Here is a 12,538-nt window from a genome sequence, read left to right as displayed (position 1 = left end):
CGGGACGCCTGTGACTACGGTCTGGACCGCTCGCCAAAGCGGGCACCACTGACCGTCACGCCGAATCCTGCCGTCGGTCGGGGGGAACTGTCGTCGCGAAAGCGCCGAAGGCAGGAGCGGGGGACCCAGGTTTGTGCCGGTCCCGTCCGAAAGCCCGTGAGGGCGGTGGACGACCGGCTTGGGGTGAAGCCGTACGACGCAGGTCGTACGGCCGGGCAACTCACTGCGCCCGAACCCGACAGCTCACCTCGTAGGCGTCGGTGAGGAGAACCTCCATGCTGTTTTCCAGCAAGGGCAAGCACCGCCGCCCGTCCAAGGCCGCCCGCTTCGCCGCCTTCGCAGGCATCACCACCGTCGCCGTCGCCGCCCCGATCATGGGCGCCACCTCGGCCTCCGCCGCCACCGCCGCCGAGTGGGACAAGGTCGCCCAGTGCGAGTCCGGCGGCAACTGGTCCATCAACACGGGCAACGGCTACTACGGCGGCGTCCAGTTCTCCAGCTCCACCTGGGCCGCCTTCGGTGGCACCAAGTACGCCCCCAATGCGCACCTCGCCACCAAGGCGCAGCAGATCGAAATCGCCGAGAAGACCCTGGCGGGCCAGGGCAAGGGCGCCTGGCCGAAGTGCGGTGTCGGCCTCTCGAACACCCCGTACGGCGGTGCCGCCGCCGAGCAGGCCCCGGCCCAGCCCAAGCAGGAGCAGCCGAAGCAGCAGGCCCAGCCCGCCCAGCCGAAGCAGGAGCGCGCCGAGGTTCCGACCACCCGCTCCGAGCGCGCCCAGGCCCCGGCTCCGGCGAAGTCCGCGGCTCCGGCCAAGGGCTTCGAGAAGGGCGACGGCGAGTACGAGGTCAAGTCCGGCGACACGCTCAGCAAGATCGCCGAGGCCGAGCAGGTCGAGGGCGGCTGGCAGAAGCTGTTCGAGCTGAACAAGGACACCGTCGACGACGCCGACGTCATCTTCCCGGGCCAGCAGCTCCACCTCGGCTGACGGACCTGCGGCTCCCCAACGAACCGCACCCCCGGGCCGGTCCCTCACCGGACCTGCCCCCTCCCGGACCCCGGACCGCGGCTCCCCCCTGCGGTCCACCCCCCCCACGGGTCCGACCCCCCGCACCCCGGGCCGGCGCGCTTCCCCCGTACGCGCCGGTCCGGGGTTCCGTCTGCCGCCCCCGACTGCTCCGTACGGCCCCGGAAAACCGCCCCCGTGCACCCGTCTGAGCGAGCAGATGCCCAGCTGAGAACTGTTACCCATCGGTAGGAACGCGGCTTTTGCCCACCACCGCAGTTCTTCGCACTCTTTTTCGTCCCAGGGGGCGGGCATCGGCGGGGCGGCGCCCCCCGTCCGGTTAGGCTCTTGGCGCAAGGCTCAAGAGACCCGCACCCCACGCGTCACATCCCAGAAGGAGATGCTCGTGCCGTCCATCGACGTCGTCGTAGCCCGGGAAATCCTCGACTCCCGGGGGAACCCCACGGTCGAGGTCGAGGTCGGCCTCGACGACGGGAGCACCGGCCGCGCCGCCGTGCCCTCCGGTGCCTCCACCGGCGCCTTCGAGGCCCTGGAGCTCCGCGACGGGGACCCGAACCGCTACCTCGGCAAGGGCGTGGAGAAGGCCGTCCTCGCCGTCATCGAGCAGATCGGCCCGGAGCTCGTCGGCTACGACGCCACCGAGCAGCGCCTGATCGACCAGGCGATGTTCGACCTGGACGCCACCCCCGACAAGTCGTCGCTGGGCGCCAACGCCATCCTCGGTGTCTCCCTCGCCGTGGCGCACGCCGCCTCCGAGGCCTCCGACCTGCCGCTCTTCCGCTACCTCGGCGGCCCGAACGCGCACCTGCTGCCCGTTCCGATGATGAACATCCTCAACGGCGGCTCCCACGCGGACTCCAACGTCGACATCCAGGAGTTCATGATCGCCCCGATCGGCGCGGAGTCCTTCTCCGAGGCGCTGCGCTGGGGCACCGAGGTCTACCACACCCTCAAGAAGGTGCTGAAGGGCCGCGGTCTCTCCACCGGTCTCGGCGACGAGGGCGGCTTCGCCCCGAACCTGGACTCCAACCGTGCCGCCCTGGACCTGATCCTGGAGGCCATCAAGGAGGCCGGCTACACCCCCGGCCAGGACATCGCGCTGGCGCTCGACGTCGCCGCCTCCGAGTTCTACAAGGACGGCGCCTACCACTTCGAGGGCAAGAGCCTCTCCGCCGCCGAGCTGACCTCGTACTACGAGGAGCTGGTCGCCGCCTACCCGCTGGTCTCCATCGAGGACCCGCTGTTCGAGGACGACTGGGAGGGCTGGAAGGCGCTCACCGAGAAGCTGGGCTCCAAGGTCCAGATCGTCGGCGACGACCTCTTCGTCACCAACCCGGAGCGCCTCGGCCGCGGTATCGAGGAGGGCTCCGCCAACGCCCTCCTGGTCAAGGTCAACCAGATCGGCTCCCTGACCGAGACCCTCGACGCCGTCGAGCTGGCCCAGCGCAACGGCTTCAAGTGCATGATGTCCCACCGCTCCGGCGAGACCGAGGACGTCACCATCGCCGACCTGGCGGTCGCCACCAACTGCGGTCAGATCAAGACCGGCGCCCCGGCCCGTTCCGAGCGCGTCGCCAAGTACAACCAGCTGCTGCGTATCGAGGAGATCCTCGACGACGCCGCCGTCTACGCGGGCCGCAGCGCCTTCCCCCGCTTCAAGGGCTGATTCCCTCAGAATCCCAGGGCGACCGAGCCCGTAGGGTTCGCCAGCCCGTCGTACGCCACGTCCCCGGCCGCGGTCCCGTACCGTGTCCGGGGACGTGCGCACGTACACACGGAGCAGGGGAGGCGGACGGCATGGCCCGGAAGAGTGCCGGATCCGGCGGCGACCGGTTCTCCACGGCGACCCGGCTGCGTCTGCTCGGCGAGCAGACCGCCGCCCGGGTCTACCGCTCCCAGAACAAGCGCCAGGCCCGCCGCTCCCGGCTCACCGGCCGCGCCGCCTTCCTCGCCCTGATCGTCTGCTCCCTCGTCGTCGCCCTCGCCTACCCGATGCGGCAGTACGTCTCCCAGCGCGGTGAGATCGCCGAACAGCAGGAGCGGCGGAAGGACGCGGAGGAGCAGGTCGAGAGGTTGCGCGACGAGAAGGCCCGGCTCCAGGACGACCGGTACATCCGCAAGCTGGCCCGGGAGCATCTGCACTACGTGGAGCCCGGCGAGACCGGCTATACGATGATCGACCCCGAGGCGGCCGAGAAGCGCCGCACCGACCAGGGCTCGGCCGACCGGCCCTGGTACTCGAACGTCTGGGAGGGCGTCGACACCGCGGACCGCGAGTAGGCCGTCCCGTACCGCCCCCCCGACAAGAGCAGCAACAGCAGCACCAGCAGGCACGACCCGGACCCAAGGCAGGCATGGAAACCCCTCCTCCCACCACCGAGCACACCGCCCCCACGGACGCCGATATCGCGGCCTTCGAGGAGCAGCTCGGGCGGCCGCCGCGCGGGCTGCGCGCGATCGCCCACCGCTGCCCCTGCGGACTGCCCGATGTGGTCGAGACCGCGCCCCGGCTGCCCGACGGCACCCCCTTCCCCACGCTCTACTACCTGACCTGCCCGCGTGCCGCCTCCGCGATCGGCACGCTGGAGGCCAACGGCGTGATGAAGGAGATGAGTGAGCGGCTGGCCGCCGATCCCGAGCTGGCCGCCGCCTACCGGGCGGCCCACGAGGACTACATTGCCCGCCGCGACGAGATCGAGGAGCTGACGGGCTTCCCGAGCGCCGGCGGTATGCCCGACCGGGTGAAGTGCCTGCACGTCCTGGTCGGCCACTCCCTGGCCGCCGGGCCCGGGGTGAACCCGCTGGGCGACGAGGCCATCGCGATGCTGCCCGAGTGGTGGGCCAAGGGCCCGTGCGTGACCCCCTGCACCCCGGCCGCGGAGCCCTCCGCATGACCCGGGTCGCAGCCGTCGACTGCGGTACGAACTCCATCCGCCTGCTGGTCGCCGATCTCGACCCCGGGACCGGGGTGCTCACCGAACTGGACCGGCGGATGACCATCGTCCGGCTCGGCCAGGGCGTGGACCGCACCGGACGGCTGGCGCCCGAGGCGCTGGAGCGCACCTTCGCCGCCTGCCGCGAGTACGCCGCCGTCATCGAGGAGCTGGGCGCCGAGCGGGTGCGCTTCGTCGCCACCTCCGCCTCCCGCGACGCCGAGAACCGCGACGAGTTCGTCCGGGGCGTCCTGGACATCCTCGGTGTCGAGCCCGAGGTGGTGACCGGGGCGCAGGAGGCGGAGTTCTCCTTCACCGGCGCCACCCGCGAGCTGCCCGGCCACGAGGAGCGGCTGGTCGTCGACATCGGCGGCGGCTCCACCGAGTTCGTCACCGGCCGCGAGCACGTGGCGGCCGCCCGCTCGGTCGACATCGGCTGCGTACGGCTGACCGAGCGGCACATCCGCAGCGATCCGCCGGCCGAGGCCGAGCTGGCGGCGGTCCGCGCGGACGTCGAGGCCGCCCTCGACCTGGCCGAGGAGACCGTTCCGCTGCGGAGCGCGGCCACCCTGGTCGGGCTGGCCGGTTCGGTGACCACGGTCGCGGCGATCGCGCTGGGGCTCGACCGCTATGACTGGGAGGCCATCCACCACTCCCGGATCCCCTTCGAGACCGTCGCCGGGATCACCCGTACCCTCGCCGCCGCCACGCACGACGAGCGCGCGGCGATCCCGGTGATGCACCCCGGCCGGGTCGACGTCATCGTCGCGGGTGCCCTGGTCCTGCTCGGGATCATGGAGCGGACGGGGGCCCGGGAGGTCGTCGTCAGCGAGCACGACATCCTCGACGGCATCGCCTGGTCCCTCGTATAAATCCGGCATAAGGCTCGTATAAAGCGGGCCCCCGCAGCGCCGCGCGGGGGCCCGTACAGCAAGTTCGTGAAGTTCTTCACAAGGAAAAAGGGCCTGATGGGGGCCCTGGGGGGCCGAAAGGCCCGTTCCGTCCGGTCCAAGGGCCCGACGGGACCCTTACAAAGGGGACTTCGGCCTGTTTCGGGCGTGTGAACCAGATGGGGGGCAATCGCCTCGGCCGGGCCCAAGCGTCCAGCTCACGGCGGGTTCCCAACGACTGGACCACCGGCCGGGTTCCCTCTTCGGGGTGTCATCTGGATCACGGGGGCCGCGCAGTGTAGCAGAGGTACCCGCAGTTCTTGTGAAGGGGCTCACGAGCACCCCCTCGGAAGGGGGTGGATACTCGATGGCATGAGCACCACGGAGCGTCCCAGGATCCTCGTCGTAGGCGGTGGGTACGTTGGCCTGTACGCGGCCCGGCGCATTCTGAAGAAGATGCGTTACGGCGAGGCGACCGTCACGGTCGTCGACCCCCGTTCGTACATGACGTACCAGCCCTTCCTCCCCGAAGCCGCCGCCGGCAGCATCTCGCCCCGGCACGTCGTCGTACCGCTGCGACGCGTGCTGCCGAAGGCCGAGGTGCTCACCGGTCGGGTCACCACGATCGACCAGGACCGCAAGGTCGCCACGATCGCCCCGCTCGTCGGCGAGGCCTACGAGCTGCCCTTCGACTATCTCGTCGTGGCGCTCGGCGCGGTCTCCCGTACCTTCCCGATCCCCGGCCTCGCCGAGCAGGGCATCGGCATGAAGGGCATCGAGGAGGCCATCGGCCTGCGCAACCACGTTCTGGAGCAGCTGGACAAGGCCGACTCCACCACCGACGAAGAGGTCCGCCGCAAGGCCCTGACCTTCGTCTTCGTCGGCGGCGGCTTCGCCGGTGCCGAGACCATCGGTGAGGTCGAGGACCTGGCCAGGGACGCGGCCAAGTACTACCGCAACGTCAAGCGCGAGGACATGCGCTTCGTCCTCGTCGACGCCGCCGACAAGATCCTCCCCGAGGTCGGGCCCAAGCTCGGCGCCTACGGCAAGGAGCATCTGGAGGGCCGCGGTATCGAGATCTACCTCTCGACGTCGCTGGACTCCTGCGTCGACGGCCACGTGGTGCTGAAGAACGGCCTGGAGGTCGACTCCAACACCATCGTGTGGACCGCCGGTGTGAAGCCGAACCCGGCGCTGGCCCGCTACGGCCTGCCGCTCGGCCCCCGCGGCCATGTGGACACCTCCACCACCCTCCAGGTGCAGGGCACCGACTACATCTGGGCCGCGGGCGACAACGCCCAGGTCCCGGACGTGGCCGCCCGCAAGGCCGGGGTGGAGAACGCCTGGTGCCCGCCGAACGCCCAGCACGCGCTGCGCCAGGCCAAGGTCCTCGGCGACAACGTGATCTCCGGTATGCGGGGCTTCCCGCAGAAGGAGTACAGCCACGCCAACAAGGGCGCCGTGGCCGGCCTCGGCCTCCACAAGGGCGTCGCGATGATCGTCATGGGCAAGATGAAGATCAAGCTCCGCGGCCGTCTCGCCTGGTACATGCACCGCGGCTACCACGGTCTGGCCATGCCGACCTGGAACCGGAAGATCCGGGTCTTCGCGGACTGGACGCTCCAGATGTTCCTCAAGCGCGAGGTCGTGTCGCTCGGCGCGATCCAGTCCCCGCGCGAGGAGTTCTACGAGGCCGCCAAGCCGGCGCCCGCGCCGGCCGCGACCGCGGCCCCCGAGAAGGCCAAGGCTTCCTGACTCCGGCCTCTTCACCGGCACCCTGACAGAGGGGCCGCCCGCCTCCGTGGTGCGGGCGGCCCCTCTGTCGTACCCGCGTGCCGTGGGTTCCGGGGCGCCCGCACGGGCGGGTACCAGGGAGTTTCTTTCGGATCAGGCCGGATGAGTGAGCGGGGTCTGGTGCGTTCGATCGCAAGGCGGAGGAGGGAGTCCACGCGGAGCGTCGGCGACTGACGACAACGCGGCGAGCGGGCGTGCCAGGGCACGCGAGCCCGGCAAGATCCGAAAGAGACGACCCAGGGGGCCATGCGGACGCTTCGGCACGGTGCGAAGGGGTGGCCGGAGGGCCCATTTCCGGTCGTCCGGCGGACGAGCGGGGAAGCACCCACCGTAGGCGGGTTGTTGTGGCGGACGACGACCCGGCAATCCAGCGTCCGCGGACACCGGACGCGGGACCCCACGGAGGTGTGTGCATGACCCCGGTCGCGCCGAAGCTGGCCGCCCTCGCCGAATCCCTGCTGGACGCCCCGTTCCCCCTGCGGATCCGGGCCTGGGACGGTTCGGAGTCCGGGCCGCCCGGCGGGCCGGTCCTCGTCGTACGGCATCGCCGGGCGCTGCGGCGGCTGCTCTGGCGGCCGGGCGAGCTGGGCCTCGCCCGCGCCTGGGTCGCGGGAGACCTCGATATCGAGGGCGACCTCTACACGGCGCTGGACCGGCTCGCCGGGGTGGTGTGGGACGTGACCCCGGCCGACGGCGCCGCTCCCCGGCCCGGCGGACTGCGGCAGCTCCGCGACCCCCGGGTCCGGTCCGCCGTGCGGGAGCTGTTCCTCACCGGCGGGCTCCTCCCGCCCCCGCCGCCGCCCCCGGAGGAGGACCGCCACCGGCGCGGCCGCTCGCACACCCGGCGCCGCGACAGCCGGGCCGTCCACCACCACTACGACGTCGGGAACGACTTCTACGAGCTGGTCCTCGGACCGTCCATGGTCTACTCGTGCGCCTACTGGGGCGACGGCGTCACCACCCTGGAGGAGGCCCAGCACGCCAAGCTCGACCTGGTCGCCGGGAAGCTCGGACTGCGGGAGGGCGACCGGCTGCTGGACGTCGGCTCCGGCTGGGGTTCGATGGCGATCCACGCGGCCCGGGAGTACGGGGCGTACGTCACGGGCGTCACGCTCTCCCGGGAACAGGCCGCCTACGCCCGTAAACGGATCGCGGAGGCCGGACTGACGGACCGGGTGGAGATCAGGGTCCAGGACTACCGGGACGTCACGGACGGGCCGTACGACGCGATCTCGTCCATCGGGATGGCGGAGCACGTCGGCGCGGTCCGCTACGGCGAGTACGCCGCCCGGCTGCACACGCTGCTGAAGCCCGGCGGACGGCTGCTGAACCACCAGATTGCCCGCCGCCCCGAGGCCGACGAATCGGCCTATCACGTGGACGAGTTCATCGACCGCTACGTCTTCCCCGACGGCGAGCTGTCGCCGCTGGGGTCCACGGTGACGGCCCTGGAGTCCGCCGGGTTCGAGGTGCGGGACGTGGAGTCGATCCGGGAGCACTACGCCCTGACGCTGCGCCGCTGGGTGGCGCGGCTGGAGGACGGCGGGAAGCAGGCGGTACGGCTCACCTCGCCCGGCCGGGCCCGGGTCTGGCGGCTCTATATGGCCGCGTCCGCGCTCTCCTTCGAACGGAACCGGATCGGGGTGAACCAGGTCCTCGCGGTCCGGACCCCGGCCGACGGCGCCTCGGGCCTGCCGCTGAGGACCCGTACCTGGAACTGAGGCAGGGGAAGGCCCCGGATGTACGGGAAGGGCCCCGGGATCCTGGGATCCCGGGGCCCTGCGCCGTACCGCCCGGCGACTGCTCGGTGCTGCTATTCGGTCTTGATGGCCGTCAGCATGTTCAGCTTCGCGGCGCTGCGGGCGGGCCACAGCGAGGCCAGCACGCCCACCACTCCGGCCAGCAGCAGGAAGATCGCGATCCGGCCGTACGGGATCACCAGCTCGTAGTTGGGGATGGAGCTGCGGAAGGTCTCGCCGATGGCCCAGCCGAGGAAGGAGCCGAGGCCGACGCCGACCACCGCGCCGAAGACCGAGATGACCACGGCCTCCAGACGGATCATCCGCTTCACCCGGCGCCGGTCCAGGCCGATCGCCCGCAGCATGCCGATCTCCTGCTGACGCTCGAAGACCGACATCGCCAGGGTGTTGACGACTCCGAGGATCGCGATGATCAGCGCCATGGCGAGCAGACCGTACATGATGTTCAGCATCGTGTTGATCATGCCGCCGAAGAAGTTGCGGATGTCCTGCTTGTCCATGACGCTCATGGCCGGGTTGTTGCCGAGGGAGTCGACCAGGGCCTGCTCGTTGGCCTTGGTCTCACCGCCCGCCATCTTCACCCACACCTCGGGGAGGTAGGGCTTCTCCTCGAAGGGGTCGAGCACCTTGTGGTCGACGACGTAGGAGGAGAACAGCTCGTTCTCGGCGATGACCGCACCGACCGTCAGGGTCTTGGTGGTCTTCTTGCCGTCGCGCTCGAAGACGAGCGGCAGCTGGTCCCCGGCCTTGTACTTCTGCTTCTCCGCCGTCTTCTCCTCGACCACCAGCTGCCCCTGGTTCAGGGTGTCCAGGGACCCGGAGAGGGTCTTGATGCTGAAGACCTTGTCGAAGTCCGCCGGGTCGACCCCGGTGATCATCTGCTCGGAGCCCTTGACCTCCGCGGAGCCGATCTGCTTGCGGGAGAGGCCCTCGACGCCCTTGGCCTTGCGCAGCGCGTCCACGGCCGAGACGTCGAGCGGCGTACCGCTGGACATGGAGACCAGATAGTCGGCGCGGATGTTGTCGGTGGTCATCCGGTCGATGGCCTGGCCGACGGTCACACCGATCACGGTCAGACCGGTGACCAGGGTCAGTCCGATCGCCAGTGCGGAGGCGGTGGCGCCGGTACGGCGCGGGTTGCGGACTGCGTTCTGCGCGGCGAGCTTGCCGGAGACCCCGAAGAAGCGGACCAGCAGCGGGCGGACCAGGGCGATCAGCGGGTGGGAGAGCTGCGGGATCAGCACGATCACACCGATGAGGGCGAAGAACGCGCCCACGGCGATCATGATCCGGCCGGTGCTGCCGTCGCTCGACCCGGCACCGGCGCCGATCAGCGCCAGGCCGCCCGCGGTGATGACGCTGCCGATGATGTTCCGGATCAGCAGGGACTTGGCGGAGGCCACCGCGTGGACGCTGCTCATGGCGGCGACCGGCGGGATCTTCGCGGCCCGGCGGGCGGGCAGCCAGGCGGCCAGGACGGTGACGACCACACCGACCGCGAGCGCGGAGATCACCGCGGTCGGGGAGATGACCAGCGGACCGTTGGGGATCTTGGCGCCGATGGAGCCGATCAGCGAGCGCAGGCCGACGGCGAGGCCGAGGCCGAGGCCGAAGCCGACGGTGGAGGCGAGGACGCCGACGAGGCCGGCCTCCAGGATCACCGAGCGCTTGACCTGGCGGCGGGAGGCGCCGACGGCGCGCATCAGGGCCAGCTCACGGGTGCGCTGGGCGACCAGCATGGTGAAGGTGTTGGCGATCAGGAAGATGCCCACGAAGAGCGCGATCCCGGCGAAGGCCAGCAGCATCGTGCTCAGGCCGCTCAGCTCGCGCTTGATCATGTCGGCTTCGTCGTCGGCCAGCTTGGTGCCGGTCTCGGCGTCGGCGTCCTTCGGCAGCAGCGGTTTGACCGCGGCGAGGACCTGATCGTCGGTGGCGGAGCCCTTGGCGGTGACGGTGAAGGTGCTGTAGAGGCCCGGCTTCAGATACTGCTTCTGGGCCACGGCGGTGTCGAAGAGCACCATGCTGCCGCCCGCGCTCACCGAACCCAGCTCGGTGGTGAAGACGCCGGAGAGGGTGTACTCGGCGACGGGGCCGCTGGTGGCGACCCGGACGGTGTCGCCGACCTGGTACTTGCCCTTCTTCGCGGTGTCCTTGTCGAGGGCGATCTCCCCGGCGTTCGCCGGGCCGTTGCCCTCGGTGAAGTCGTAGGAGGGGTCCTTGCCGTCCTTGCCGGGGGCGAAGTTGCTGCCGGTGTTGGACCAGCCGTTGCCGATCAGCTTGCCCTTCTGGTCGGCGACGCCCGCGAAGCCGGTGACCCGGCCGGTGGCCTCCGCGACCTGGGGCAGGCCCTGGATCCGGGCCAGCGCGCCGGCCGGCAGGCCGGTCTCGGTGTCGCCCTCGCCCCGGGTGGGGCTTTCGACCTGGACGGCGATCTTCTCGAAGCCCTTCGCGGACTGCTTGCGGAAGGCGTTGCCGAGGGTGTCGGTGAAGACCAGGGTGCCGGAGACGAAGGCCACGCCGAGCATGACGGCGAGCACGGTCATCAGCAGCCGGGCCTTGTGCGCAAGAACATTGCGCAGTGCGGTACGGAGCATTGTCATTCAGTCCTGTGGTGAGAGCCGGGCGGGGAGGCGGCCAGGGTCAGCTCGTCCGTCCCTTGGCGTCGAAGGCCTTCATCCGGTCGAGTACGCCGTCGGCGGAGGGGTTGAGCATCTCGTCGACGATCCGGCCGTCGGCCAGGAAGACGACCCGGTCCGCGTAGGAGGCGGCCACCGGGTCGTGGGTCACCATCACCACGGTCTGGCCCAGCTCACGGACGGAGTTGCGGAGGAAGCCCAGCACCTCGGCACCGGAGCGCGAGTCGAGGTTTCCGGTGGGCTCGTCACCGAAGATGATCTCCGGCTGGGAGGCCAGCGCACGGGCGACGGCGACGCGCTGCTGCTGGCCGCCGGAGAGCTGCGTGGGCCGGTGGCCGAGGCGCCCGGACAGACCCACCATGTTGATCACGTTCTCCAGCCACGCCTGGTCCGGCTTGCGGCCCGCGATGTCCATGGGGAGCGTGATGTTCTCCAGGGCGGTCAGCGTCGGCAGCAGGTTGAAGGCCTGGAAGATGAAGCCGATCTTGTCCCGGCGGAGCTGGGTGAGCTGCTTGTCCTTGAGGCTGCCCAGCTCGGTGTCCCCGATCCGGACGGAGCCCGCGCTGAAGGTGTCGAGGCCGGCCACGCAGTGCATCAGCGTGGACTTGCCGGAGCCCGAGGGGCCCATGATCGCGGTGAGCTCGGCCTGACGGAAGTCGATGCTGACCTTGTCCAGCGCGACCACCTGGGTCTCGCCCTGTCCGTACACCTTGGACAGGTCCGTGGCGCGCGCGGCGACGGCGGCCGCGCGGTGGGTGAGGTGCATGGTGGTCACGAGGGGAGGCTCCTGTTCGATGTCGATCGGGACGTCAATATCGTCTCGCCTGCCCCGGTACCCGTACGTCAGTCCCGGTGCCCGTTCCCGGGGCCCTCTTGGGTCGCACCCCGGGCCCCGGTTCTCCTCCTTGGGTATGACCCCGCCCCCGAGGCCGGTCGGCCGTCGGGCGGACACAGGAGGGATACAGCGGAGACACAGGAGAGACGCAGGGGGGCGCGCGGCGCACTTCCGGGGCACCGCGAGGACGGCCGTGCGCCGGTAAGGGGCACGGGCGTCGACTTTCCGTCAATCGCATGAAGTCGTGAGAGTGACCATCTGTCGGGACATGTACAGACGCGCCGCCCTGACCTGCACTGACGTTCTTTCAGACGGTAATGAAATCAGACAACATCGGGCCATGGCACGGCCGCTGACGGGTCGTCCGAGGCTAGGCTCATCCCCCGTAGCGAAGCCGCTCGCCAGGCCCGGATGGTGGAACGGTAGACACGGCGAGCTTAAACCTCGCTGCCCCTTCCGAGGGCGTGCCGGTTCGAGTCCGGCTCCGGGCACAGCCGCCCTCGGGGAGCGGAAAACTCGTTGAATTCCGAACGGTCAGCCGGGGCCGAACCCCGGTCCGGCCGGCCCCGCGCCGCCGGGCCCGCCGCTCCGTCCGCGGGCCCCTGCCGCCGCCCTGTCCGCACCCCGCCGGACCCGCCCGGCCGCCTCCCCCGATCGCCCCCGGC

Annotated in this window: 9 protein-coding genes, 1 tRNA gene and 1 riboswitch; of the genes, 8 read left to right on the top strand and 2 right to left on the bottom strand. The window is 70.7% G+C overall.

Translation table 11 applies throughout. The annotated features are described in order from the left end of the window. Positions 1–92 precede the first annotated feature (92 nt). Positions 93–272, top strand: a riboswitch (cyclic di-AMP (ydaO/yuaA leader). Between the two features lie 3 nt (positions 273–275). From B7R87_RS11605 to B7R87_RS11575, 7 genes are all read left to right on the top strand, one after another. Further along, positions 276–986 (top strand): transglycosylase family protein, encoded by a 711-nt coding sequence (locus B7R87_RS11605; RefSeq protein ID WP_006348841.1) that lies wholly within the window; start codon positions 276–278, stop codon positions 984–986. A 418-nt stretch (positions 987–1,404) separates the two neighbouring features. Beyond that, positions 1,405–2,691, top strand: a complete 1,287-nt coding sequence (eno, locus tag B7R87_RS11600; protein ID WP_040916048.1) for a phosphopyruvate hydratase — start codon at positions 1,405–1,407, stop codon at positions 2,689–2,691. A gap of 131 nt (positions 2,692–2,822) precedes the next feature. Beyond that, complete coding sequence (locus tag B7R87_RS11595) at positions 2,823–3,305, top strand: FtsB family cell division protein (RefSeq protein WP_006348843.1); 483 nt, start codon at positions 2,823–2,825, stop codon at positions 3,303–3,305. Between the two features lie 74 nt (positions 3,306–3,379). Further along, positions 3,380–3,919, top strand: coding sequence for a DUF501 domain-containing protein (locus B7R87_RS11590; protein WP_006348844.1), 540 nt, complete (start codon positions 3,380–3,382; stop codon positions 3,917–3,919). Next, positions 3,916–4,830 carry a Ppx/GppA phosphatase family protein gene (locus B7R87_RS11585; RefSeq protein WP_006348845.1) on the top strand — a complete coding sequence of 305 codons (915 nt, stop codon included), beginning with the start codon at positions 3,916–3,918 and terminating at the stop codon, positions 4,828–4,830. The genes B7R87_RS11590 and B7R87_RS11585 overlap by 4 nt, the downstream gene beginning before the upstream one ends. A 390-nt stretch (positions 4,831–5,220) precedes the next feature. Beyond that, on the top strand, positions 5,221–6,603 hold the full coding sequence (locus tag B7R87_RS11580) for an NAD(P)/FAD-dependent oxidoreductase (RefSeq protein WP_006348846.1): 1,383 nt from the start codon (positions 5,221–5,223) through the stop codon (positions 6,601–6,603). Between the two features lie 452 nt (positions 6,604–7,055). Continuing rightward, entirely contained in the window at positions 7,056–8,363 is a 1,308-nt protein-coding gene (locus B7R87_RS11575) for an SAM-dependent methyltransferase (RefSeq protein ID WP_130585047.1), read from the top strand. 92 nt (positions 8,364–8,455) lie between these two features. On the opposite strand, the gene B7R87_RS11570 is transcribed toward B7R87_RS11575, so the two are convergent. Together B7R87_RS11570 and B7R87_RS11565 are read right to left on the bottom strand one after the other, a co-directional pair. Next, positions 8,456–10,996 (bottom strand): ABC transporter permease, encoded by a 2,541-nt coding sequence (locus B7R87_RS11570; protein WP_006348849.1) that lies wholly within the window; start codon positions 10,994–10,996, stop codon positions 8,456–8,458. A 46-nt stretch (positions 10,997–11,042) separates the two neighbouring features. After that, a complete protein-coding gene (locus B7R87_RS11565) occupies positions 11,043–11,804 on the bottom strand; it encodes an ABC transporter ATP-binding protein (protein WP_040916051.1) in 762 nt (253 codons plus the stop codon). Positions 11,805–12,278: 474 nt separating this feature from the next. On the opposite strand from B7R87_RS11565, the gene B7R87_RS11560 reads away from it, so the two are divergent. Continuing rightward, positions 12,279–12,364: transfer RNA gene (locus tag B7R87_RS11560), tRNA-Leu, on the top strand. The last annotated feature ends 174 nt before the right edge of the window (positions 12,365–12,538 follow it).

Origin of the sequence: Streptomyces tsukubensis (assembly GCF_003932715.1) — a bacterium.
GTDB classification, from domain to species: domain Bacteria; phylum Actinomycetota; class Actinomycetes; order Streptomycetales; family Streptomycetaceae; genus Streptomyces; species Streptomyces tsukubensis.
This window is presented reverse-complemented; position numbering and strand designations above follow the sequence as displayed.